Raw genomic sequence first — 24,465 nt, forward strand, 5'->3', positions numbered from 1 at the left:
GAGCCAGATATGGCTACCGTAAAAGTCGATGCCGCCAACTTCCAGTCCGAAGTCCTCGAATCCGCCGAACCCGTCGTAGTGGATTTCTGGGCCGAATGGTGCGGCCCGTGCAAGATGATCGCGCCGAGCCTTGAGGAAATTTCGTCCGAGCTTGCCGGCAAGGTCAAGGTCGCGAAGCTCAACATCGACGAAAACCCGGAATTGGCTGCCCAGTTCGGCGTTCGCTCCATCCCGACGCTCGCGATGTTCAAGGGCGGCGAAGTGGCCGACATCAAGGTTGGCGCTGCTCCCAAGACAGCGCTGTCCGCCTGGATTTCCGGCGCCGCATAAGCAATGTTCATGGAATGAAAAAGCCCGGCAGCGATGCCGGGCCTTATACATTAAAGGCCGGAACATCGTTATGATGTTCCGGCCTTGTTTGTCTTGAGGGTGATTGCAACACCGTCGAGACGATGGACGGAGCGGTTGGTCCATGCCGGGCCTGAACTTTCGTTCGTAAAAAAGCATAACCCTCTGTCCATTTCGAGGCTTGGTCGAACCGTTGAGAGAGCTTCACGCTCGCGTATAAGGGAGACACAACCTCATGACCGATACTAACCGTTTTGTCGGCATCGACATATCAAAATCATCGCTCGATATCTGCGTTCTTCCTGAAGCGCGATCTGCAAGCTTTGCCAATGACAGCGCAGGGATTGCGCGGTTCCTGGCATTCCTCACCCAGTTCGACCGGATAGACTGCCTCGTTCTGGAGCCGACCGGCGGCTATGAAAGAGCTGTCGTGGATGCCCTTCTTGCGGCCGCCCAGCCTGTCGCAAAGGTCAATGCCAGGCAGATCAGACAGTTCGCGCGGGCCTGCGGCACGCTTTCCAAAACCGACAGGATCGATGCTTTCGTCCTGGCGGATTATGCCAGGCGCATGGAAACCAAGCTCCTTGCCGCCGTGTCCCCAGCCCAGACCGTGTTGGGTGAGCTCGTGTCGCGTTACCGACAGCTATCCCACATGATCGTCCAGGAGAGGAACCGGCGAGAGAAACTCGCCAGCAACCGGGATGAACGGCAAGCCGTATGGATCAAGGAGACGCTGACTTTCCTGACGGACCAGCGCCAGGCCGTCGTCGAAGCCATGGAGGATTGCCTCGGGAAGGACCATCATCTCGCGGCCATGGCTGACGTGCTTATGTCGCTCAAGGGCATAGGTCTAAGAACAGCTTGCTTCCTGATCGCGGGATTGCCGGAACTGGGGTTGATGGACAAGGCGCAGATCGCCAAGCTTGTCGGCGTGGCACCGATCAACCGCGATAGCGGACAGATGCGCGGCAAGCGGATGATCGCAGGCGGGCGAAAGCAGGTGCGCGACGCCCTCTATATCGCCGCCCTGCCGGCCATTCGACCCGGTTATGAAGGCATTGTTCCAGCGTCTCAAAGAAAAGGGCAAGCCCGGAAAGGTTGCCCTCGTCGCCGTCATGAGAAAAATGATCATAATCCTCAATGCAAGAATGAGAGATCACAGAGCAACCGCGCTTGACCAATAACACCGTTGCTTTTTTATTGGGGAACCGTGCCGTTGAAGGCAAGCGCGTTGCCGGCAAGATAAAGCGAGCCGCCGATCAGGATGCGCGGCGCCGGTCCTTCGGGGTCGAAGCGGCGCGACAGCTCTTCCAGAGCATGCGTGAGAGACGAGGTGGGGGCCGCCACCAGACCGGCATCGAAGGCCGCATGAGCAAGTACGACGGGATCGATCGCCGCATCCGTGCCGCCAATCGGCACGGTGAAGACATATTCGGCAATGTCGGCGAAGGCCTTGAAATAGCCCACCGGATCCTTGGTATTGATCATGCCTGCAATGATGAACAGCGGGCGGGGTGTTTTTTCCTCAAAGCCGGCCATCGCTTCGGCAATGACTTCGCCCGCGCCGGGGTTATGGCCGCCATCGATCCAGATTTCCGAATCCTTCGGGGCCATTTCAGCGATTTTGCCGGTCAGAATGCGCTGAAGACGGCCGGGCCATTCCACGGAGGTCATGGCTTTTTCGATCATCCGTTCCGTCACCTCGAAACCGGCGGCCTTGACGGCGCGGATCGCGGCGGCGGCATTGGCAAGCTGATGGCGGCCAGGAAGACGCGGCAACGGCGCATCGGCCAGGCCGAACTCATCCTGATAGACCATGCGGCCGAATTCTTCATGGGCGGAAAAATCCTGCCCATAGACCGAGACCGGGCAACCGAGCCGCTCCGCCGTGGTGACAAGCGTTTCGAGCGCCGCATCATATTCCTGATGGCCTATGACGACGGGGGAACCGGACTTCATGATGCCTGCCTTTTCGGCGGCGATCAGCTCCACCCGATCACCAAGATAGGCCTGATGATCCAACGAAATCGGCATGATGACGGAGACGGCCGGATTGTTGATCACATTGGTCGCATCGAAACGCCCACCCAGACCAACCTCCACTACGGCTGCATCGGCGGGCTGTTCCGCAAAAAGCACGAACATCGCGGCAGTCAGGATTTCGAAAACCGTGATCGTCTGGCCTGCATTGGCAGCTTCAATACGGCGCAGCGCATCCGCAAAGACGGCATCCTCGACATAACGGCCTTTTTCCCCGTAAACGCCGATACGATAACGTTCGTGCCAGTTCACCAGATGTGGAGAAGTATGGACGTGAACAGAAAGGCCCGCCGCCTCTAAAAGCGCTCTGCAAAAGGCCGTGACGGAACCCTTACCATTGGTGCCCGCAACATGGATAACAGGTGGCATTCTGTTCTGGGGATTGCCGAGTTTTTCAAGAAGACGGGAAATTCTATCGAGCGAAAGATCAAAGCCCTTGGGGTGGAGCTGAATCAGCTCTTCGATGATCTTCTCGGCCTCACCGATCGCGGGCTTCGTCATGTCTTCCGTTCGCCTTTCAGGCGTTTTGCTTGCCATTTGTCCGCCGCACCAAAGATGAAATCATGCAACGTATAGCATCATCCCGAAGGCAGTTTATGCCTCCGGGCGACATATTTTTTTCCTCAGGCCGAAGCGGCCAGCGGTACGACAGCATTTACGTTGTCAGCAGGCGCCTTGGTCATGATCTTGAGCAGATTGGCCAGCGTGTCGGGAATTTCGCGGCGGTCGATCACCATGTCCACCATGCCGTGTTCCAGCAGATATTCCGAGGTCTGGAAGCCTTCGGGAAGCTTTTCGCGAATGGTCTGCTCGATCACGCGCTTGCCTGCGAAGCAAATCTCGGCGCCCGGCTCGGCGATATGCACATCGCCCAGCATGGCGTAGGAGGCCGTGACGCCACCCGTGGTCGGGTTGGTCAGAACCACGATATAGGGCATGCCGGCTTCTTTCAGCATGTTGACTGCAACCGTCGTGCGCGGCAGCTGCATCAGCGAAAGAATGCCTTCCTGCATGCGAGCACCGCCCGATGCCGGGAACATGACGAGCGGGCAACGCTCGGAGATGGCGCGCTCAAAAGCCTTGACGATAGCCTCGCCGGCGGCAATGCCGAGCGAGCCGCCCATGAACTGGAATTCATGCACAACGGCGACGATCTTCAGGCCTTTCAGGAGGCCGACGCCGGCAAGGATCGTGTCTTCCTGCTCGGTCTTCGTGCGGCTGTCGCGCAGGCGGTCGGTGTATTTTTTGGAATCGCGGAACTTCAAGGGGTCCTGCGCTACCTTCGGCTGCGGCAGTGCTTCATAGACACCGCCATCGAAAAGATCGGCAAGACGTGCCTTGGCCGGCATCTTCATATGGTAACCGGAAGCCGGAATGACCCATTTGTTGTCTTCCAGATCCTTGTGGAAGACCATTTCACCCGTTTCCGGGCACTTGATCCACAGGTTTTCCGGAACCTCCGGGCGGCGGCCGAGCATGGAATTGATCCGCGGCCGAACGTAATTGGTGATCCAGTTCAACTGTCTACTCCTGACTGGGCCGCGCGCTTATTCTGCAGCGGCGAGGCGTGATGCACGCACGCCCGTTGAAAGTCCTTTTACCAGCGTCGTAACGGCCGGCACGGTGTCTGCGGTTGCCTGCCCGTCCTTGGTCAGGCTGCCCGCAATCTGGTTGACGATGGCGGAACCAACCACCACGCCATCCGCCACGGCACCGATCGCTTTTGCATGATCGGCCGTTTTGACACCGAAACCGACACAGACCGGCAGTTCCGTATGCGCCTTGATACGACCGACAGCACCCGAGATCAACGAGGGATCGGGAAGTGCTGAACCGGTGATACCGTTCATCGAGACGTAATAAACGAAACCTGAGGTATTTTTAAGGACGGCAGGCAGGCGCTTGCCATCCGTCGTTGGCGTCGCCAGACGGATGAAGTTGATGCCGCGCGCAAGTGCCGGAATGCAGAGTTCATCGTCCATTTCCGGCGGCAGATCGACGACGATCAGGCCATCAATGCCGGCGGCGATTGCGTCGTCCAGAAATTTTTCGACGCCGTAGATATAGATCGGATTGTAATAGCCCATCATCACGATCGGCGTCGCGTCATCTCCCTTGCGGAACTCGCGAGCGAGATCGAGCGTGGTTTTCAGCGTCTGGCCGCCTTTCAGCGCGCGCTGTCCGGCCAGCTGAATGGCCGGACCATCCGCCATCGGGTCGGAAAAGGGCATGCCGAGTTCGATGACGTCGGCACCGGCCTCCGGTAGGGCCTTCATGATGCCGAGCGAGGTTTCGAAATCCGGGTCGCCGCCCATGAAATAGGTAATCAGGGCCGGGCGATTTTCAGCGCGCAGATCGGCAAAGCGCTTGTCCATACGTGCAGTCATGATCTTATACATCCATTCCAAGGAACTTGCTGACGGTGTGGACATCCTTGTCGCCGCGACCGGAGAGGTTCATCAGGATGATTTCATCCTTGCCCATCTTGGGTGCGCGCTTGATGACCTCGGCAAGGGCGTGGCTCGGCTCCAGAGCCGGAATGATGCCTTCAAGGCGCGTCAGCATCTGGAAGGCGTCCAGCGCCTCATGGTCCATGATCGGCACGTATTCCACGCGGCCAATATCGTTCAGCCAGGAATGTTCAGGGCCGATGCCGGGATAATCGAGGCCGGCGGAGATGGAATGGCCTTCCTTGATCTGACCGTCCTCATCCTGCAGCAGATAGGTGCGGTTGCCATGCAGCACGCCCGGCGAACCGGCGGTGATGGAGGCGCAATGCTCGTCGCCCGAAAGACCCTTGCCGCCGGCTTCGACGCCGATAATGCGGACATTATTGTCATCGAGGAAAGGATGGAAGATGCCGATGGCGTTCGAACCGCCGCCGACAGCCGCGACAACCAGATCCGGCAGGCGACCTTCCGCCTCCAGCATCTGCGCCTTGGCTTCCTCGCCGATAACGGCCTGGAAATCGCGAACCATTTCCGGATAGGGATGCGGGCCGGCCGCGGTGCCGATCAGATAATAGGTGTCCTCGACATTGGTGACCCAGTCGCGCAGGGCCTCGTTCATGGCGTCCTTCAGGGTGCCATGGCCAGCCGTGACCGGCTTCACCTCGGCGCCAAGGAGCTTCATGCGGAACACATTCGGGGCCTGACGGGCAACATCCGTCGCGCCCATATAAACGACGCAGGGTAGGCCGAAGCGTGCAGCGACGGTAGCGGAGGCAACGCCGTGCTGGCCGGCACCGGTTTCGGCGATGATGCGGGTCTTGCCCATGCGCTTGGCAAGCAGGATCTGGCCGAGGCAATTATTGATCTTGTGCGAGCCAGTGTGGTTCAGCTCTTCGCGCTTGAAATAGATCTTCGCGCCGCCAAGTTCCGCCGTCAGGCGTTCCGCAAAATAAAGCGGGCTCGGACGACCGGTATAGTGTGCGCCGAGATGCTTGAGTTCCGCCTGAAACGCGGGATCGGTCTTGGCCTTGTCCCATTCCGCCTGCAAATCCAGAATGAGCGGCATCAGCGTTTCGGCAACGAAGCGACCTCCGTAAATGCCGAAACGTCCGTCCTCATCGGGACCAGCGCGAAAAGAATTGGGTGTTGGCGCGTCGTTCACTTCAAGCTCCCTTTGGGCCTTTCGACCAATCATTCACCACATCGAAAAATGCGTCGATCATGGACAAATCCTTGACGCCCGGCGCGCTTTCCACACCGGACGATAAATCTAGTCCGCTTGCCCTGGTCTCCGCCAGCGCCTCGGCGACATTGTCCTTGTTCAATCCCCCGGAAAGCATGTAATCCACACTTCCGTCAAGTGATCGTAGGATAGTCCAGTCGAAGGAGACGCCGTTGCCGCCCGGAAGCTCGGAACCGGCAGGCGCCTTGGCATCCAGCAGAAAACGGTCGGCTATTCCAATATAAGGATCGATTTTGGCAAGATCAGCAGCATCGCGAATGGAAATCGCCTTCATGACAGGCAGGCCATACAGCGCCTTGATGTTCAGCAGCCGTTCCGGGCTTTCATTGCCATGAAGCTGCAGAATGTCCGGTTTGACGAGATCGACAATTTCATCGAGATAATCATTGTCGGCATTGACAGTGACGGCAACCACCTTGGCGGCGCCACGAGCGCCTTCCGCCAGCCTGCCGGCAAGATCGGGCTCGATGTTGCGCGGGCTTTTTTCAAAGAAAATAAAACCGACATGGGAGGCACCACGCCTGACGGCGCGCTCCAGCGCTTCCGGTGTCTTCAATCCGCAAATCTTGATATCCGGTTTCATACCCGCGACCTGACATGAAATGCGACAAGAGTCGAGCCAAATCGCATCCATTCCCGATGGAATGTTTCACGTGAATCCAGATGGCGATCCGCGCCGCCGGTTTCAATCGAAATCGATGGCGTGAAGTTTGGAACCATGGCGTTTCAGCCAGCTCTTGGCTTCTTCCGTGTGCGGGCAGAGCTTTTCGCACAATGCCCAAAATTTCGGGCCATGGTTCATTTCACTCAGATGCGCGACCTCATGGGCGGCGAGATAGTCGATGACCTTTTCCGGGGCCATGACGATGCGCCAGGAAAAGCTCAGATTTCCATCATGGGAACAGGAGCCCCACCGGCTGCGAGTATCCTTCATGCTGATGGAACGCACCGGCCGGCCGGCTGCGCGTGCATGAACAGCCACAAGCCGTTCCAGATCCGCCTTCGCTTCCTTTTTGAGGAATGTTGCTATCCGCCGTCTCAGATGTTCCGGCGCGCCGCTGACCTTCAGAACGGCCACCCCATCGACGTCTTTAGTGACATGTGTCAGCCCTCGCAGGCTGCCAGTATGGTCAATGCGGTGGGCTATGCCGCGAATATCGATGGTCGCACCCGAACGCAAACCGCCGTCGGGGCTGAATTTCACAAGCTTGCCTTCCAGCCAGCCCTGATGCCTCTCGAGAAAATCATCCACCTGGCGGTGATGCAGGCCCATGGGGATCGTCAGCTTCAGCGCCCGGCCGCCGGGTTCGATGCGCAGCGTAATGCTCGTGGCACGCGGATTTTCCCTGACCGTAATCGGCACCTGCCTGCCAGCCACTGCGACGGTGCGCTGGCTGGGCGCAACCTTCTTCGGGGCCGGCGACTTCAGGGATTTTCTGAGGAGCGAAAACATGAACTCTTCATAACCGATTCGTCCGTCGCTTGGCCATGCAAATGCGCGGCACCGCCGGTCGTCATGTCTTTAAGCTGTCTGGTGTTTGCGGATAAAATCCAGCATGCGCGGCACGATTTCCTTGCGGAAGCGCGAACCGTTGAAGACGCCGTAGTGCCCGACATCCGGCTGCATGTAATGGGCGCGTTTGTCGTCAGGGATGTTCCGGCAGAGATCATGCGCGGCCTTTGTCTGGCCGACGCCGGAAATATCGTCGTTCTCTCCTTCCACCGTAAACAATGCGACATTGCGAATGGCCGCGGGATCGACCGCCCTGCCCCGGTGCAACATGTTCCCTTTCGGAAGCGCATGGTCGATGAAGACCGTTTCCACCGTCTGTAGATAGAACTCCGCCGTCAAATCCATGACGGCCAGATATTCATCGTAAAATTCGCGGTGTTTTTCAGCGGAATCGCCGTCATTCTTGACGAGGTTGAGGTAAAAATCCTTGTGCGCCGTCATGTGCTTGTCGAGGTTCATGGACATGAAACCGGAGAGTTGCAGGAAGCCCGGATAGACATTGCGGCCAAAAGCCGGCTGCGGCCACGGCACCTGCATGACGACATTGTCGCGGAACCATTCAATGGGTTTCGCCTTGGCAAGACCGTTGACAGCCGTTGGATTGATGCGCGTGTCAATCGGACCGCCCATCAGCGTCATGGATGCCGGCGCGAATTTATCGCCATCAGCCTCCATCAGGGAAACGGCGGCCAGTACCGGCACGGATGGCTGACAGACAGCGACCACATGCGCCCCCGGTCCGATCGCGCGCAGCATTTCGATGACATAGCTGATGTAATCATCGAGATCGAAGGTGCCCTCACTCACCGGCACGGTGCGGGCGTCGGTCCAATCGGTGATGTAGATATCCGCCGAAGGCAGCAGGGCCTCCACCGTCCCACGCAACAGGGTGGCGTAGTGGCCGGACATGGGCGCCACCAGCAGCACCTTCGGATCGGACTGTAGGGCTGGATCGAGTTCCTTCTTGAAATGAAGCAGATTGCAGAACGGACGCGACCAGACGGTCTCTTCGACAACATTGACGGTCTGGCCATCGACAATCGTACTGCAAAGAGCGAATTCCGGTTTAGCGTAACGGCGCGTCATACGCTCAAAGACCTCAAAACCGGCATCGAGGCTTCGTCCGAAAGCCGTGCTGGAAAGCGGGTTGAGCGGATTGTTGCAGGCCTGGCGCATCATGTCGGCACCGGCGCGCAGCGGCGCCATGGCCGCATGGTTCATTTCATAGAGGTGGTAGAACACTGATGACGCCTCCCTCGCGATCACGCTCTTTTTTTCAACCATAGCAGCTTTTCGCAGGTGCACAAAATCGAAGGCGCCGGCGGTTTCCCGCCGGCGCCTCACTTTTCGTTGAATGCCTGCCAGCGATCAGATGTCGGCGACGAAAGTCTGCTTCTGGGAACCGAGACCCTCAATGCCTAGTTCCACGACGTCACCAGCCTTCAGGTAACGCGGCGGCTTCAGGCCCATGCCGACACCGGGAGGCGTGCCGGTGGAAATGACATCGCCGGGATGCAGCGACATGAACTGGCTGAGGTAGGAGACAACGTGCGCGACGCCATACACCATGGTCTTGCTGGAGCCGTCCTGCATGGTCTGGCCGTTCACCTTCAGCCACATTCCGAGGTTCTGGGGATCGGTGATTTCGTCCTTCGTCACCAGCCAGGGGCCGATGGGACCGAAGGTGTCGCAGGACTTGCCCTTGGTCCATTGCCCCGCACGCTCCGTCTGGAAGGCGCGTTCGGACACATCATGCGAAACGCAATAACCGGCAACATAATCGAGAGCATCGGCTTCCGAGACGTATTTGGCGGTCTTGCCGATGACGACGCCGAGCTCGACTTCCCAGTCGGTCTTTTCAGAACCGCGCGGAATGGTGACGTTGTCATTCGGACCGACGATGGCCGAGGTCGCCTTCATGAAAATGACCGGTTCCGGCGGTACGGTGGCACCCGTTTCGGCAGCATGGTCGGAAAAGTTGAGGCCGATGCAGATGAATTTTCCTGTTCCCGCAACGCAGGCGCCGATGCGCTCTTCGTTCAGCACCGGAAGTGTGCCGAGGTCGATCGCGGCGATCTTCTTGAGGCCCTCGGGAGAAATGGCTTCGCCGCCAATGTCTTTGACATGGGCGGACAGATCGCGGACTTTTCCTTCCGCATCAAGGATTGCAGGTTTTTCCTGGCCGGGCTGGCCGACACGCATCAATTTCATGGAACTCTCTCCCGGTTGTCAGACAAGGTGATGCATATATGAACGATGCATTCATACTTGTCACCCCTTGACTACGCCAAGTTTCGAAAAATACCTTTTCCTTCCCGGCAATCAAAAGGACATGGCTCGTGACGAACAGTAATTCCCGGCAATCAGAATATCCCGTCGATCCCCTTTTCCTCGATCGCTGGTCTCCGCGCGCCTTCGATGGCCATGCCATGCCGTCCCAGCATCTGATGACCATTCTGGATGCGGCACACTGGGCGCCGTCTGCTTCCAACTATCAGCCATGGCGGTTTGTCTATGCACATAAGGATAGCGACGACTGGCCGCTCTTCGTGGAACTACTGATGGAGGGAAACCAGCGCTGGGCAAAAAATGCCTCTGTGCTGCTCTTCGTCATTTCCCGTGATCACAACATCTCGCGCGAAGGCGAGAAAAAACCATCCGCTACCCATTCCTTTGATGCGGGTGCCGCCTGGTTTTCGCTTGCCATGCAGGCTCACCTGCTCGGTTACCACGCCCATGGCATGGCTGGCATATTGAAGGACAAGATCGTTGAAAAACTGAACATCCCGGAAGGCTACAAGGTGGAGGCCGCGGTCGCCATCGGCACGCTGACCGACAAGTCCGTTCTCCCTGATGATCTGGCGGAGCGGGAAGTGCCGAGCAAGCGTCTGCCCCTTTCGGATGTGGCCTTCGAAGGGCGCTTCACCGGCAAGGTTGATTGATGTTCTGCGAATGACAAAAGGCCCGACGGAAATTGACCGCCGGGCCCTTTGTTAAATTTTCGTTTCACGTGAATCGTTACGCGAAACACCCCACAGGATTAAATGTCGAGGTTGGCGACGCTCAGCGCATTTTCCTGAATGAAGTCGCGGCGCGGTTCCACCTCGTCGCCCATCAGGCGGGCGAACAGGCCGTCGGCGTCCGTTGCGTCACTCACCCTTACCTGCAGCAGGGAGCGAACATTGGCGTCGAGCGTGGTTTCCCACAGCTGCTCGGCATTCATTTCGCCGAGGCCCTTATAGCGCTGCATGGAAAGACCCTTGCGGCCAGCGGCGAAAATCGCATCCAGAAGTGCGCGTGGACCGGCCAGTTCCATGGTGCCGTCCTTGCGTTGCAGGACCGGCGGCGTAGCGTAGATATCACGCGTGCGGGCTGCGAGCTGATCGATATGGCGGGCATCGGCCGAACCGAGCAGTCCCATATCCAGCGTCGAGACTTCCTTGACGCCGCGCACCATGCGCTCGAAGCGCAAGCCGCCATCCTGCAGTACCGTGCCGGACCAGCCACGTTCGGTTTCTTCCGCGATCATATCCAGACGCCGCGCCACTTCGGCAACGGTTTCCTCGGCGCGGGCAGCATCGGCCGAAAGCTCGGGGTTCAGCGCGCCGGCTATTGCGGCCTGTTCCACGATCGATCGGCTGTAACGCGAATGCAGACCGTCGATCAGCGAGCGCATGCGCACCGCATCCAGAATGACTTCGCGAAGATCGGCGCCGATACGCACTTCGCCAGAACCGAGCGTCAGCGACGCTTCCTCGATACCCATGGAGATCAGGTATTCTTCCAGCGCCTTTTCATCCTTGAGGTACTGCACGGATTTGCCACGCGTGACCTTATAAAGCGGCGGCTGGGCGATATAGAGATGGCCACGCTCGATCAGCTCCGGCATCTGGCGGAAGAAGAAGGTCAGAAGCAGGGTACGGATATGGGCGCCGTCGACGTCAGCATCCGTCATGATGATGATCTTGTGGTAACGCAGCTTGTCGGCGTTGAACTCGTCCTTGCCGATGGACGTGCCGAGCGCGGTGATCAGCGTGCCGATTTCCTGGCTGGACAACATCTTGTCGAAACGGGCACGTTCGACGTTCAGGATCTTGCCGCGCAGCGGCAGGATCGCCTGGGTTTCGCGCGAGCGGCCCTGCTTGGCCGAACCGCCAGCGGAGTCACCCTCAACGAGGAAGAGTTCGGATTTAGCCGGATCGCGCTCGGAGCAGTCGGCGAGCTTGCCGGGCAGAGAGGCGATATCGAGTGCACCTTTACGGCGCGTCAGTTCGCGCGCCTTCCGGGCAGCTTCGCGGGCGACCGCCGCTTCCACCACCTTGCCGACGAGGATTCTTGCGTCGGAAGGATGTTCTTCCAGCCAGGTGGAGAGCGCTTCGTTGACAAGGCTTTCCACGACCGGACGCACTTCGGACGACACGAGCTTGTCTTTCGTCTGCGAGGAAAACTTGGGATCGGGAACCTTGACGGAAAGAATGGCCGTCAGACCTTCACGGCAGTCCTCACCCTGCAGGCTCACCTTTTCCTTTTTCAGGATGCCCGAGGTTTCGGCATAGGAGGTCACCTGACGGGTCAGTGCCGCGCGGAAACCGGCCATATGGGTGCCGCCATCGCGCTGGGGAATGTTATTCGTGAAGCAGAGCACGTTTTCATGGTAGCTATCGTTCCACCACAGCGCGACCTCGACAGTGATACCGTCCTTTTCGCCCTTGATGGCGACTGGCTTGTCCACCAGCGGCTTCTTGGCACGGTCGAGATAACGAACGAAGGCTTCGAGACCGCCATCATACCGCAGCTCTTCCTGCTTGATATCGGAATGGCGCTTGTCGGTGAGCAGGATGCGGACGCCGGAATTCAGGAATGCGAGCTCGCGCAGGCGATGCTCCAGCGTTCCGTAATCGTAGTCCGTCATGGTGAAGGTTTCAGGGCTTGCAAGGAAGGTCACTTCCGTGCCGGAGCGGCCTTCATATTCGCCGATGACAGAAAGCGGCGCATCGGCAACGCCATGCGTAAAGCCGATTTCGTGCAGCTTGCCGTTGCGGCGGATTCTCAGCTTCAGCCAGACGGAGAGCGCATTGACCACCGACACGCCCACGCCATGCAGGCCGCCCGAGACCTTATAGGAATTCTGGTCGAACTTACCGCCCGCATGCAGCTGGGTCATGATGACTTCGGCGGCGGAAACGCCTTCGGAAGAATGGATGTCGGTCGGAATGCCACGTCCGTTATCCGTCACCGTCACCGAGCCGTCGGCATTCAGGGTCACCGTCACCAGATCGGCATGACCGGCAAGCGCCTCGTCGATGGCGTTGTCGACGACTTCATAGACCATGTGGTGCAGGCCGGAACCGTCATCGGTATCGCCGATATACATGCCGGGCCGTTTGCGCACGGCATCAAGGCCCTTGAGGACCTTGATCGAATCGGCTCCATATTCCGCGTTCGCGCCGACTTCGCTTGACGATGTTTCGGTCATAAATACTCTTTCCAAAGTTTTCTCGGGCCAGGTTTCCAGTGAGAGGGCCTGAAGCCAGCGAATCACTCAAATCCGACATGCGACTATAGAAATTCTACACCCAATCCCAAAGGCCGCATGCTTCAGGATGCTGCATAAAGCAGGGGATAGAGGGGTTTCAATCGCAAGAACGGCTTTTTTGCAGCACGGCTGACAGTTCCTCTACCACACTCGGCGGCAGCTTGCGAATATCCCGTGCCAGCCTGTTGGCGAAAGCCGTATATTGCGGCGGCAGGCCGATGGTGTCGATCACCACTTTCGGGTCGGACGAACCGGCCAGAAAGAACAATTCCTCCGCCTCGTCCCAGATGATGTTGAAATATCCGGCGATGCGCTGGAGGAGATCGAAACTCGGCTTGCCGCGCTTGCCATGCTCCAGCGCGGAAAGATAGGCCGGCGATACGCCGATTGCGGCGGCCATTTCCTTCTGCGTCACGCCCTTGCGCTCGCGAAGCTGCCGCACGGCCTCCGCAAAGGGCGTCATGACTTTTCACCCCGTCGACGCGCCAGCCGCACATAAAGCGCGCCGTCGCCGCCATGATTGGCGGATGCATCCTCATAGGATGAAATCAGGTGGCGATATTCCGGCTTGGAAAACCACATGGGCACCGCCCTTTTCAACGCGCCGTCGCTGCCGATGGAGCGGCCCTTACCCGTTATGACGAGCACATGCCTCAGACCGCGTTCATGCGCGCGCAACAGAAAGTCAAGCAGCACCGCATGGGCTTCGCTCTGGAACATGCCATGCAGATCGATCCGCCCTTCCAGCGGCAACCGGCCACGGGTGAGCTTGCGTTTGACCGGTTTTTCCATCGGCTGATGAATCTTCGGCTTCTTGTCCGGAGTGGGTGGCGACGGCTCGGCCGGCTCCAAAAGCATGCGCGGAAAAACCCCTTTGCCGGTCTGCGGAACATCTGGTTCCACCGGAGGCTCATCTATGTCATCGAAAGCCAGCAGGTCTTCCAGTCTGCCGGAGATCGGCCGCGTGGTTTTTGCGACCTTTCCCCACAGAATGCGCTCTTCCTTGCCGAGCTTGCGACTGCTCTTCATCGCCTATACCTCTGCGCAGCCACCTGCGGTATCAGTATATAAAAATCGGCCTCATTGCGCACCGTACCGGCCAGCTCTCCCGCTTCGAAACCGGAGCCGGTGAAAATATCGCCACGCGCCGGACCAACGATGGCCGAGCCGGTATCGAGCGCCAGCATCAGCCGCGCGAAAGGTTTTCCGTCATCGAGATGGGTAAGCGACGGCGCATGGATGAAGAAGGGAAGCCCGAAAGTGTGGATAAGCCTGTCCACCGCAAGCGCTCGCCCCGCAATCAACGGAACCTTAGCAGCCGCAATCGGCCCCGTATCCTGATCGGCGACATCCGCCTCCCGGAAAAAAATATAGGAGCGGTTATGCCATAATACCCCATCCACCTCATCCGGATGGTCAGCAAGCCATTTGCGGATCGTCTGCATCGACACGGTTTTCGGATCGAGTTCCCCGCGATCGAGAAGCAGACGGCCAATCGGCGAAAAAGCGTGCCCGGCCTTGGCCGCATAGGTGATGCGCTTTACCGCGCCATCGGGAAACACCAGACGCGCCGCACCCTGCACATGAACGAAAAACAGGTCGACCTTCGATCTTGCCCAGGCAATCTCAAGGCCCCTGCCCTCCAGATACCCTTCATCGATCTCCCGGCGGTCTGGAAAATAGGAAATACCGTTTTCATCCTGCCTGCCGAAAGCACAGGACGTATCGAAACCGGCAGGACGATTGGCGTCGTCGATATCCACCAGTTCCGGCGGCCGGCGGTAAATCGGATAACGCCAGATGTCGTCGGGCTCGGACGACACTTCCAGTTCGGGTTCGTAAAAAGCGGTCACGAAACCGCTTTTTCCCTGAACTGGAGAAATCCTGAAAGGCACGCAATTGGTTTCGAAAAACCGTCGCGCCTGTTCCGGGTCGCTTGTCTGGTTTTTCTCTGCGCTTTCCAGAAGCGAGACCAGTTCCGCCGCCGTGACCCCGAGCGCGCCGGTCCTGTAAGGTTTTGCATTCCGAAGATGCGACAGGATTGTCGCCATCGCCGGAAAAAGCTTGCCCGGATCGTCTTGCCGCCATCCGGGCAGGTCGCTGAAAGAAACTTCTTCGATCGAAAAGGGCGCGGTCATTGCTCGGATTCGGTAGCGATCAGCTTCCAGTTCGGATCGCGCGAGCGGATATCGCGCGAGAAGGTCCAGATGTCGTCCACCTCCGCAACCGCATCCGGATCGCCATCCACCAGCTTGCCATCCTTGTCGTAGGTCGCCGAAATCAGCTGGCTGACGATCCTCAGCGTGATCTGCACTTCGGAATCACGCACACTGGCCTGGGTGATATCTGCTTTCTCGATACCCACGAAGGTGGACTTGACCACCTCGCCGCGACCTTCCCTCTCGGAAATGGCCGCCTCGAAACCGTCGAAAACCTCCTTCGACAGAAGGTTCTTGAGCGTCTTGCGGTCGCCATCGGCAAAGCCCATGACAATCATTTCATACGCCATGCGGGCACCGTTCAGGAACTCCTTCGGCCCAAAGGACGGGTCCCTGGTCATCACCTCACGCAGCGACGCATTGAGCGGCGTATCGACGGGCGCAAGCGCATCCGCCTCGGCAAAACGGTTTTCGTCGTCACCCTCGCTGCGCCTCGGCAGGGTCACGACCTTGTTATCGTCTGCAACGGGACCCTTCGCCACATCCCGCGGGCTATAGGGGTCGAATGGCGGCTTCTCATTGCCCGTGCGGCGACCGAGGACACTGCGCAGCTGAAAGAAAATCAGCACCGCTGCAACGAGAAAAAACAATGTGATAAAGTCGCTGAAGCCCATCTTTTACCAAAACCGCCATTTAAATTCGAAAACCTCATCATCATATAGTCTGCATCTTATCATCATTCAAATGTGCAGATTCAATCATCGGTGTCCCGGGAACCGGCAATCTGCCAGAGATGCACACGCAAGGCTAGAAGATGCGTTTTTCCTTTCTCCCCATCATCGTCCTGATGATGCCCATCCTCGAAATTGCCGGTTTCATCATCGTCGGCAAGGCGATCGGTTTGTGGCTGACATTGGCGCTTGTCCTGTTCACCTCGTTTCTGGGGTTGCTCATCCTGCGGCTCGGCGGCATCGGCATGGTGAGAAATCTTCAGGATGCGGGGCGTACCGGTGCGCAGCCGGCGGATGAGCTGGTGAATGGCGCCATGCGCGTCGTTGCCGGAATCCTGCTCTTCATTCCCGGTTTCATTACCGACATTCTCGGCCTTCTGCTTCTCTCGCCCACCGTGCGGCGCTTTTTCTGGAAAGCCTTCGGGCCGCGCGTCGTCGTTGCGGGTTCGTTTCGGCAATCCGGCCAGCAATCCGGTCCTCAGCCCGGTGATTTTTCCGGCTTTCGGAATGATCCGGGACATGCGGGCAATTCGAAGGTGGTGGATCTCGATGAGGAGGAGTTTCATCGCGAAGAGCCAAAGGGTTCCCCATGGTCGCGCAAACCGGATGATCGCGATCTGCCCAAACCCTGATCCCGGGCGGAATGGATCGCGATGACCCGATCACGAAGGGTTGTAAGCCCCCGATCGAAATGATAGACCGCCTTCCACGAATTCACGCCGTGAGGAAATGTAATGACCGCTGAAAATGGTGCACAGGGCGCAGTAAGTCCTTCCCTCAACATTCTTGCCCAGTACATCAAGGATCTTTCCTTCGAAAATCCGGGTGCTCCTCGCTCGCTTCAGGCCCGTGACAATGCGCCGTCGATCAACATCAATGTCAACGTCAATGCAAACCCGATCTCGGGTTCGGATTTCGATGTTGTCCTGACGCTGAACGCGGAAGCCAAGGATGGCGACAAGGTGCTGTTCGCGGCCGAGCTGGTTTATGGCGGCGTGTTCCGCATCGCCGGTTTCCCGCAGGAACACATGCTGCCGGTGCTGTTCATCGAATGCCCGCGCCTGCTGTTCCCCTTCGCGCGCCAGATCATTGCAGACGTTACCCGCAACGGCGGTTTCCCGCCGCTGATGATCGATCCGATCGATTTCGCGCAGATGTTCGCCCAGCGCGTTGCCGAAGAACAGGCAAAGGCCAAGGTTCAGGCCGTACCGAACTAAGCGATGCGGCTCTGCGCTGCAGAATTCAGACAAAACAAAACCCGGGTTCATGCCCGGGTTTTTCTTTGACGGCATTCACCGTTTCCGGTGCCTGGACAGGCATCAATTCTGGTAACGGTTCCAAATCGCCTTATCGCCCATGCCGAGAACGAGTTTACCATGGGCCGCGACCGTTTCCGCATCCAGCCTCGAGGGCAAAGCCCGCGGCCTTTGCAGCGGCTCAAGCGCAACCTCTTCCTCGACGATGATGGTTTCCTGCTTGGCGGCGGAACCGAAACCGAGCGCCGTCTGGCGCCCACCGATCATTTCAATATAAACTTCGGCGAGCAGTTCGGAGTCGAGAAGCGCGCCGTGCTTGGTACGGTGGGAATTGTCGATGCCGTAACGCCGACAAAGTGCGTCCAGCGAGTTCGGTCCCATGGGGTGCTTGCGACGGGCGAGCGAAAGCGTATCCGTCACCAGATCGGCAGCAACCGGTTCAATACCGAGACGGGCGAATTCCGCGTTGATGAAGCCCATGTCGAACGTGGCGTTGTGCGCCACCCAGCGCGCACCCTCGAAGAAGTCACGAATCTGGTCGACGACCTCAGCGAATTTGGGTTTATCCTTGAGAAACTCGTCGGTAATCCCGTGAACGGCAAGTGCGTCGGGGTGAACCTTGCGATCTTCCGGGCTGATGTAGAGATGCAGCGTGCGGCCGGTGGGAAAGTGATTGATCAGCTCAATGCCGCCGATTTCAATCACGCGGTCCAGCTTCGATTCAAGGCCCGTGGTTTCCGTATCGAAAATGATCTCACGCATTCATCTCTCCGCGGCGCGACTCAGCGGCCAGTTTCTGCAGAATCTGTCTTACCTGATCCCGTGCCGCTTCGACACCATTTCCGGAATCGACGATGAAATCGGCACGCCGACGCTTTTCGGCGTCGGGCATCTGCCGGGCGAGGATCATTTCGAATTTCTCTTCCGTCATTCCAGGTCGGGATAAAACCCGCTCTCGCTGAATCTCCGGCGCGCAACTGACGACAACGACTCTGTCGACCCGGCTTTCCGCCCCGGTTTCGAACAGCAGCGGAATATCGAGGAGGGCGAATTGCCGATCCTCTTTCCTCGCCTGCGCCAGAAACGCCTCCTGCCTTCCACGAACCAGCGGATGCACGATCTCTTCCAGTCTGCTGAAATTAGCCGGATTCTGCCGCAAAATCTCACCGAGTTTCTGCCTGTCCACCGCACCGGAAACGGTGGTGCCCGGAAAGGCCGCTTCAATCAGCGGCACGGCTTCCGCCCGGTAAAGCCCGTGCACGACCTCATCCGAATCGAGAACCGCAACCCCCTCCGCGGCAAACAACTTCGCCGTCGTCGTTTTTCCCATTCCAATCGAGCCGGTGAGACCGATGACGATCATCAATGTTTCTCCATGTCCTCGATGATGAGAGACCGCAGGGCCTCATCGACCTCCGGCGTTTTGCCGAACCATCGCTTGAAACCAGGTTTTGCCTGATGAAGCAGCATGCCGAGCCCGTCGACGGTTGCGATGCCCTGCTCTTCCGCCATTTTCAGGATCGGGGTTTTCAACGGCACATAGACGATATCTGTCACGACGGCCTGATCTGCAAGCGGCGAAAAATCAATATGCGGCGCTTCCGTTCCATCCATGCCGAGCGACGTCGTATTCACGAAAAGCCCGGCACCCTGCATGACCTCATGAAGCGCTGCCTGGGAATGGGCAAAAACCCGTGGCCCAAAACGGTCGGCCAGTTCGCGCGCCCGTTCGACGGTACGGTTGAGGACGTGGATTTCGGCGATGCCGCGATCACGCAGCGACTGAATGACCGCCCGACTTGCACCGCCGGCGCCCAGAACCACTGCCCGCTCTGTCCTGTCCCAGCCCGGATGCCGCTCATCGAGATTGGAGACGAAACCATAACCATCCGTATTGGTAGCGTGAAGCTCGCCCTCCTCCATCCAGACAGTGTTGGCAGCGCCGAGTTCTTCCGCCAGAGCATCGGGGCTGTCTGCCAGCCGGTAAGCCGCTTCCTTATGGGGAATGGTGACATTGCCGCCGACGGCCGTGCCCGGCTTGCCCTGCTTCAGCGTTGCAATGAAATTCGCGAAATCGTCCGGAGGGATTTCCACGGCCTTATAGGAACCGGCAATGCCGAATTTCTTCAGCCAGTAGGAATGGATAATAGGCGATCGCGAATGCTTGATCGGATAGCCGACAACGAAGGCGTTTATGGTTAATGTTTCACGTGAATCAGCCATCGATGACATCCATGTCGCGCAGTTTCGATAAAAGCGGCAGAAGCGGCAGACCGAGAATCGTGAAATAATCGCCCTCAATCGAGGTGAATAGCTGGATTCCCTCTCCTTCGAGCTGATACGCGCCAACGCTGCTCAAGGCCTTTTCTCCCACCCGTTGCAGGTGGCGGGAGACAAATTCGGCGCTCAAGGTCCGAACGGTCAGCTCGGCGCTGGAAACGATCTGCCACACCACTTCGCCATGTCGGACGAGAACAGCCGCGCTGTTCAGGCGATGGACCTTGCCGGACAATGACAGCAGATGCGCTTCGGCCTCCGCCATGGTTTTCGGCTTGTGATAAACGCGGGTGCCGAGCGCCATGGTCTGGTCGCAGCCGAGAACCAGTGCTTCCGGATAAAGCGCGCCAACCGCAAGAGCCTTGGCCCTGGCGAGTTCCAGCGCAACCTCTTCCGGGCTGGCGCCGTCTCGTTCCAGCTGTTCATTGAGCGCACGCTCGTCAATATCCGCCGGGATGGCCGAAAATGTCAGCCCCGCATTGCGCATCAGCATCTGGCGGGATGCGCTGGACGAGGCGAGGATCAATTCTTGTTGCATCGACTGTCTGCTCCGAATGGTGCGATTCGGATTATCGTGTCCTCGAACGAAGGGCAAGGATGGCCGCCGCCGTTTCCTCGATGGAGCGGCGGGTGACATCGATCAGCGGCCAATTGTTGCGTGCGCAGAGCGCTCGCGCATATTTCAGCTCTTCCATAATGGTGGCGCGGTCCGTGTATCGACCACTGTCAAATCCGCCCGTCGCGCCGAGTTCCCGGTTTTCACGCACCTGCGATATTCGGTCCGATGTCGCGACCAACCCGACGATCAGCGGCCGCGTGGCCGCATAGAGGCTGTCGGGCAAAGGCACATTGGGAACGACCGGTATATTGGCGGTTTTTATTCCCCTGTTGGCGAGATAGATGCTGGTCGGTGTTTTTGAGGTGCGGCTGATGCCGATAATGACGATATCAGCCTCGTCATAGGTTTCGGGCATTTGCCCGTCATCATGATCCATGGCGAAATTGAGCGCCTCGATCCGGGCGAAATAATCCGCATTCAAGGCGTGTTGCGCACCCACCCGCCGTCTGGACGGCGCACCTAAATAGGTCTGGAAGATGCCGATGATGGGTTCAAGGACATTCACGCAGGGCACCCCGATCGCATGGCACCGTAGATCCAGAAACTCCGCCAGGTGCTGGTCGACGATCGTATAGAGAACAATGCCCGGTTCCTTGTCGATGAGGTCAACCACCTGTGCGAGCTGGTTCTGGTTTCGAATCATTGGATAGACATGTTCCACCGGCATGGAAGCGTGGAACTGTGCCGAAACGGCCCGACCGGCCGACATCAGAGTCTCTCCCGTTGAGTCCGAAATCAGGTGCAGATGGAAGAAGCTTTTTTTGTTCTCCACGCTGTTTTTCTCCCGCTGTTGATAAACCGGGACAAGTCTCCGAATTGTCCTGCGGGTCGAACCGCGACGTGAATAAGGTGGTGTTTTTCCACAATCCGCAAGTGGCTTCAATCGTCTCCGACGTGCTTGTGAATTGTTGGAAGAATGTCAAACCGTTCAAAATTTTCCCCAGATTATCCACAGTCGTCCTGTTTTTCTGGTTCGTCATAAATAACTGAAATTATTTATAAAATTTCTATTCTCCGGATTATTCCAAAGCAAGCAGGTCGATAACATCCGCAGGCGCGCTTGAAACTTTGCGGCTGCGGCATTTCGACTGGAATGATTTTAATCCTTGCTACCCACAGACTCTAAGAAATAGAAAATCTTTTAAATCTCTTTGATTTTATTTTTTAGAAGCTGGGTGCCATGAGCGAACGCAAGGTTATGACGGTGTTGAACGGGCAGACGGTCGCACCGCCGCCCATATGGCTGATGCGACAGGCTGGGCGTTATCTTCCCGAGTACAGGGAAACGCGTAAGAGCGCCGGTAGTTTCCTCGATCTCTGTTATAATCCCGAACTGGCGACGGAGGTCACTCTCCAACCCATTCGCCGGTTCGGGCTCGATGCCGCCATTCTCTTTTCCGATATTCTGGTGATACCGGATGCGCTTCACCGCAATGTGTCTTTCAGCGAGGGAAAAGGTCCGGCTATGGACCCGATCGATGTCAGCGGTATCGAGAAGCTGGATGCCACAAATGTCATGGCGCATCTTTCTCCTGTTTTCGAAACCGTCTCCCGTCTGCGCACCTCTTTGCCCGGAGAAACGACGCTTCTCGGTTTTTGCGGCGCGCCGTGGACGGTTGCGACTTATATGATTGCGGGACACGGAACGCCGGATCAGGCCCCGGCGCGGCTATTCGGTTATCAGGAGCCGGTGGCCATGGAAAAGCTGCTGGCTTTCCTCGCCGACGTTTCCGCCGATTATCTGGTGGCGCAGATCGATGCAGGCGCGGATGCGGTTCAAATCTTCGATTCCTGGGCCGGTGTGCTCGGTGAGAAGGAATTTGAGGACTATGCGATAAAACCTGTTGCCCGCATTATCGCATCGGTACGCGCCCGTCGGCCTTCGGCAAAAATCATCGCCTTCGCCAAGGGGGCTGGTTATCTTCTCAAGGATTATCGTCGCAAGACGGGCGCCGACGCCATTGGGCTCGACTGGTCGGTGCCGCTGAGCTTTGCCAGGGACTTGCAGAAGGAAGGGCCCGTGCAGGGCAATCTCGACCCCATGCTGATGGTGGCGGGCGGCAAGGCGCTGCGGGATGGTATAGATGCCGTGCTGCAGGCTCTGGGAGAGGGTCCCCTGATTTTCAATCTTGGCCATGGCATCACCCCGCAGGCTGACCCGGAAAACGTCACCCGGCTGGTGGAGCGGGTGCGTGCCGGCGGAGCGGGAGCATGAGCGAGGAAAAACAGACCTCCGCCCGTTCCGGAAACCGGGCGGCTTTGCGCGCCGGCATCGCGCTCGGTGTCTTTGCTGCTTTCGTTGCCCTGTTATTTTATGCCGACCCGGCGGATCTCTATCTCTGGATCAAGGCGCTGCATATCATCGCCGTCATTTCCTGGATGGCGGCGATTTTTTACCTGCCGCGGCTCTTCATCTACCACACCGATGCACCCGCCGGTTCGCAGCAGTCCGAAACCTTCAAGGTGATGGAGCAGCGGCTGATCAAGGTGATCATGAACCCGGCGATGATGATATCATGGATATTGGGACTTTATCTCGCCTGGTCGGTTTATGGTTTTTCCGGTGGCTGGCTGCATGCAAAGATCGCGCTGGTGGTGCTTCTGACTGTGACCCATGTTTATTTCACGCGCAGTGCAAAACGTTTCGCGCGGGATGAAAACAAGCGGCCTGCCCGTCACTGGCGGTTGATGAACGAGGTTCCGACGGTGCTGATGATCCTCATCGTCATACTTGTGGTTGTGAAACCCTTCGGTTAAGACGGTGCGACGATAAATTTCGCGGAATTCGTGCTTTCCTCTTGCAGCGGCCGTGTTCAATCGCTATTTTCGGGCCACTCATCTTCGTGGCATGTGAATTATTCAGTCATCTGCGGTATCTCCCACAGCATCTGATTCGCGAACACGCCCTCCCCCGACATTACATTATCAAACGGTCTTCTCTTCATGGCTGAAATGAAGCTTCAGGAACTTAAGAGCAAATCGCCTACCGACTTGCTGACTTTTGCCGAATCCCTGGAAGTTGAAAATGCGAGCACCATGCGCAAGCAGGAGCTCATGTTCGCAATCCTCAAGGTTCTCGCGAGCCAGGACATCGAAATCATCGGCGAGGGCGTCGTTGAAGTCCTGCAGGACGGTTTCGGGTTCCTGCGATCCGCAAATGCAAACTATCTGCCCGGTCCGGACGATATCTATATCTCGCCGTCGCAGATCCGCCGCTTCTCGCTGAAGACAGGCGATACCGTTGAAGGCCCGATCCGCGGCCCCAAGGAAGGCGAACGTTATTTCGCGCTCCTCAAGGTCAATACGATCAATTTCGACGATCCGGAAAAGATCCGCCACAAGGTTCACTTCGACAATCTGACGCCGCTTTATCCGAATGAGCGCTTCAAGATGGAACTGGATGTTCCGACCTCGAAGGACCTGTCGTCGCGTGTGATCGATCTCGTTGCGCCGCTCGGCAAGGGTCAGCGCGGATTGATCGTCGCGCCGCCGCGCACCGGTAAGACCGTTCTGCTTCAAAACATCGCCCATTCCATCACGGCAAACCATCCGGAATGCTACCTGATCGTTCTCCTGATCGATGAGCGTCCGGAAGAAGTGACCGACATGCAGCGTTCGGTGAAGGGTGAGGTTGTGTCCTCCACCTTCGATGAACCGGCCGTTCGTCACGTGCAGGTCGCCGAGATGGTCATCGAAAAGGCGAAGCGCCTAGTCGAACATGGTCGTGACGTCGTCATCCTGCTCGATTCCATTACGCGCCTTGGCCGTGCCTACAACACGGTTGTTCCCTCTTCCGGTAAGGTTCTGACGGGTGGTGTGGATGCCAACGCGCTGCAGCGCCCGAAGCGTTTCTTCGGTGCCGCTCGCAACATCGAAGAAGGCGGTTCGCTGACCATTATTGCGACCGCGCTGATCGATACCGGCAGCCGTATGGATGAAGTCATCTTCGAAGAATTCAAGGGTACCGGTAACTCGGAAATCGTGCTCGACCGCAAGGTTGCCGACAAGCGCATCTTCCCGGCACTGGATATTCTTAAATCCGGTACGCGTAAGGAAGACCTGCTGGTGCCGCGTCAGGATCTGCAGAAGATTTTCGTTCTTCGCCGTATTCTGGCGCCGATGGGTACGATGGACGCCATCGAATTCCTGATCGACAAGCTGAAGCAGACCAAGAACAATTCGGATTTCTTCGAATCGATGAATACCTGATCCGAACTTTAGCCGGATTCATCATAAGAGCTTTAAAGCCGTATCCGTTTATTCGGATGCGGCTTGACTGTTTTAGACCGAGGT

General features: G+C 57.8%; 26 protein-coding genes. 8 read left to right on the top strand and 18 right to left on the bottom strand.

Translation table 11 applies throughout. The features are described from left to right. The first annotated feature begins 9 nt into the window (after positions 1-9). Both trxA and F3H58_RS09040 read left to right on the top strand, forming a co-directional pair. On the top strand, positions 10-330 hold the full coding sequence (gene trxA, locus F3H58_RS09035; protein ID WP_003505361.1) for a thioredoxin: 321 nt from the start codon (positions 10-12) through the stop codon (positions 328-330). A 253-nt stretch (positions 331-583) separates the two neighbouring features. Further along, positions 584-1,525 carry an IS110 family RNA-guided transposase gene (locus F3H58_RS09040; RefSeq protein ID WP_149741959.1) on the top strand — a complete coding sequence of 314 codons (942 nt, stop codon included), beginning with the start codon at positions 584-586 and terminating at the stop codon, positions 1,523-1,525. 20 nt (positions 1,526-1,545) lie between these two features. Here the strand turns inward: F3H58_RS09040 and F3H58_RS09045 are convergent, their stop codons facing one another. The 8 genes from F3H58_RS09045 to F3H58_RS09080 form a co-directional block, all read right to left on the bottom strand. After that, positions 1,546-2,925: a bifunctional folylpolyglutamate synthase/dihydrofolate synthase gene (locus F3H58_RS09045; protein WP_188128840.1), complete on the bottom strand. Its 1,380-nt coding sequence runs from the start codon at positions 2,923-2,925 to the stop codon at positions 1,546-1,548. 86 nt (positions 2,926-3,011) lie between these two features. Further along, positions 3,012-3,908, bottom strand: coding sequence for an acetyl-CoA carboxylase, carboxyltransferase subunit beta (gene accD, locus F3H58_RS09050; RefSeq protein ID WP_149741961.1), 897 nt, complete (start codon positions 3,906-3,908; stop codon positions 3,012-3,014). A 27-nt stretch (positions 3,909-3,935) separates the two neighbouring features. Next, positions 3,936-4,775 (bottom strand): tryptophan synthase subunit alpha, encoded by an 840-nt coding sequence (trpA, locus tag F3H58_RS09055; protein WP_080853285.1) that lies wholly within the window; start codon positions 4,773-4,775, stop codon positions 3,936-3,938. Between the two features lie 4 nt (positions 4,776-4,779). Beyond that, positions 4,780-6,000: a tryptophan synthase subunit beta gene (gene trpB, locus F3H58_RS09060; protein WP_149741962.1), complete on the bottom strand. Its 1,221-nt coding sequence runs from the start codon at positions 5,998-6,000 to the stop codon at positions 4,780-4,782. A gap of 1 nt (position 6,001) precedes the next feature. Continuing rightward, entirely contained in the window at positions 6,002-6,664 is a 663-nt protein-coding gene (locus F3H58_RS09065) for a phosphoribosylanthranilate isomerase (protein WP_065656811.1), read from the bottom strand. Positions 6,665-6,766: 102 nt separating this feature from the next. Beyond that, on the bottom strand, positions 6,767-7,534 hold the full coding sequence (locus F3H58_RS09070; RefSeq protein ID WP_149741963.1) for a M48 family metallopeptidase: 768 nt from the start codon (positions 7,532-7,534) through the stop codon (positions 6,767-6,769). 69 nt (positions 7,535-7,603) lie between these two features. Next, on the bottom strand, positions 7,604-8,836 hold the full coding sequence (locus F3H58_RS09075; protein WP_286169372.1) for a polyhydroxyalkanoate depolymerase: 1,233 nt from the start codon (positions 8,834-8,836) through the stop codon (positions 7,604-7,606). A 126-nt stretch (positions 8,837-8,962) separates the two neighbouring features. Continuing rightward, positions 8,963-9,805, bottom strand: a complete 843-nt coding sequence (locus F3H58_RS09080) for a fumarylacetoacetate hydrolase family protein (RefSeq protein WP_080815417.1) — start codon at positions 9,803-9,805, stop codon at positions 8,963-8,965. 128 nt (positions 9,806-9,933) lie between these two features. Here F3H58_RS09080 and F3H58_RS09085 point away from each other — a divergent pair, with 128 nt between their 5' ends. Further along, positions 9,934-10,536, top strand: coding sequence for a nitroreductase family protein (locus F3H58_RS09085; RefSeq protein WP_149741965.1), 603 nt, complete (start codon positions 9,934-9,936; stop codon positions 10,534-10,536). 98 nt (positions 10,537-10,634) lie between these two features. On the opposite strand, the gene gyrB is transcribed toward F3H58_RS09085, so the two are convergent. From gyrB to F3H58_RS09110, 5 genes are all read right to left on the bottom strand, one after another. Further along, positions 10,635-13,070: a DNA topoisomerase (ATP-hydrolyzing) subunit B gene (gene gyrB / locus F3H58_RS09090; protein ID WP_149741966.1), complete on the bottom strand. Its 2,436-nt coding sequence runs from the start codon at positions 13,068-13,070 to the stop codon at positions 10,635-10,637. Between the two features lie 157 nt (positions 13,071-13,227). Beyond that, positions 13,228-13,593: a helix-turn-helix domain-containing protein gene (locus tag F3H58_RS09095; RefSeq protein WP_003521160.1), complete on the bottom strand. Its 366-nt coding sequence runs from the start codon at positions 13,591-13,593 to the stop codon at positions 13,228-13,230. Then, a complete protein-coding gene (locus F3H58_RS09100) occupies positions 13,590-14,159 on the bottom strand; it encodes a Smr/MutS family protein (RefSeq protein WP_149741967.1) in 570 nt (189 codons plus the stop codon). Before F3H58_RS09100 ends, F3H58_RS09095 begins: the two co-directional genes overlap by 4 nt. After that, positions 14,156-15,268 (bottom strand): murein transglycosylase A, encoded by a 1,113-nt coding sequence (gene mltA / locus F3H58_RS09105; RefSeq protein WP_149741968.1) that lies wholly within the window; start codon positions 15,266-15,268, stop codon positions 14,156-14,158. The genes F3H58_RS09100 and mltA overlap by 4 nt, the downstream gene beginning before the upstream one ends. Then, positions 15,265-15,963, bottom strand: a complete 699-nt coding sequence (locus F3H58_RS09110) for a Tim44/TimA family putative adaptor protein (protein ID WP_003521156.1) — start codon at positions 15,961-15,963, stop codon at positions 15,265-15,267. Before F3H58_RS09110 ends, mltA begins: the two co-directional genes overlap by 4 nt. 140 nt (positions 15,964-16,103) lie before the next feature. On the opposite strand from F3H58_RS09110, the gene F3H58_RS09115 reads away from it, so the two are divergent. Both F3H58_RS09115 and secB read left to right on the top strand, forming a co-directional pair. Next, positions 16,104-16,652, top strand: coding sequence for an FxsA family protein (locus tag F3H58_RS09115; RefSeq protein WP_149741969.1), 549 nt, complete (start codon positions 16,104-16,106; stop codon positions 16,650-16,652). A gap of 102 nt (positions 16,653-16,754) precedes the next feature. Further along, positions 16,755-17,237: a protein-export chaperone SecB gene (gene secB, locus F3H58_RS09120; RefSeq protein ID WP_003521154.1), complete on the top strand. Its 483-nt coding sequence runs from the start codon at positions 16,755-16,757 to the stop codon at positions 17,235-17,237. Positions 17,238-17,339: 102 nt separating this feature from the next. On the opposite strand, the gene dnaQ is transcribed toward secB, so the two are convergent. Genes dnaQ through F3H58_RS09145 form a run of 5 tightly spaced genes read right to left on the bottom strand, consistent with a single transcriptional unit; the run spans position 17,340 to position 20,944 of the window. After that, the gene (gene dnaQ, locus F3H58_RS09125) at positions 17,340-18,038 is read right to left on the bottom strand and encodes a DNA polymerase III subunit epsilon (protein ID WP_149741970.1); all 699 of its coding nucleotides are present in this window, start codon (positions 18,036-18,038) and stop codon (positions 17,340-17,342) included. Further along, complete coding sequence (gene coaE, locus F3H58_RS09130; protein ID WP_149741971.1) at positions 18,031-18,639, bottom strand: dephospho-CoA kinase; 609 nt, start codon at positions 18,637-18,639, stop codon at positions 18,031-18,033. Before coaE ends, dnaQ begins: the two co-directional genes overlap by 8 nt. Beyond that, entirely contained in the window at positions 18,639-19,499 is an 861-nt protein-coding gene (locus tag F3H58_RS09135; protein WP_149741972.1) for a shikimate dehydrogenase, read from the bottom strand. The genes coaE and F3H58_RS09135 overlap by 1 nt, the downstream gene beginning before the upstream one ends. Next, positions 19,492-20,091, bottom strand: coding sequence for a Maf-like protein (locus F3H58_RS09140; protein WP_149741973.1), 600 nt, complete (start codon positions 20,089-20,091; stop codon positions 19,492-19,494). Before F3H58_RS09140 ends, F3H58_RS09135 begins: the two co-directional genes overlap by 8 nt. Before the next feature lie 31 nt (positions 20,092-20,122). Continuing rightward, on the bottom strand, positions 20,123-20,944 hold the full coding sequence (locus F3H58_RS09145; protein WP_149741974.1) for a pyruvate, water dikinase regulatory protein: 822 nt from the start codon (positions 20,942-20,944) through the stop codon (positions 20,123-20,125). A gap of 408 nt (positions 20,945-21,352) precedes the next feature. Between F3H58_RS09145 and hemE the strand changes: the two genes are divergently transcribed. From hemE to rho, 3 genes are all read left to right on the top strand, one after another. Continuing rightward, positions 21,353-22,387 carry a uroporphyrinogen decarboxylase gene (gene hemE / locus F3H58_RS09150; protein ID WP_149741975.1) on the top strand — a complete coding sequence of 345 codons (1,035 nt, stop codon included), beginning with the start codon at positions 21,353-21,355 and terminating at the stop codon, positions 22,385-22,387. Beyond that, the gene (gene hemJ / locus F3H58_RS09155) at positions 22,384-22,929 is read left to right on the top strand and encodes a protoporphyrinogen oxidase HemJ (RefSeq protein WP_188128841.1); all 546 of its coding nucleotides are present in this window, start codon (positions 22,384-22,386) and stop codon (positions 22,927-22,929) included. The genes hemE and hemJ overlap by 4 nt, the downstream gene beginning before the upstream one ends. A gap of 186 nt (positions 22,930-23,115) precedes the next feature. Beyond that, entirely contained in the window at positions 23,116-24,381 is a 1,266-nt protein-coding gene (gene rho / locus F3H58_RS09160; RefSeq protein WP_004444236.1) for a transcription termination factor Rho, read from the top strand. Positions 24,382-24,465: the final 84 nt, after the last annotated feature.

Source organism: Rhizobium sp. NFACC06-2, from assembly GCF_900101425.1.
Taxonomy (GTDB): Bacteria; Pseudomonadota; Alphaproteobacteria; order Rhizobiales; family Rhizobiaceae; genus Agrobacterium; species Agrobacterium leguminum.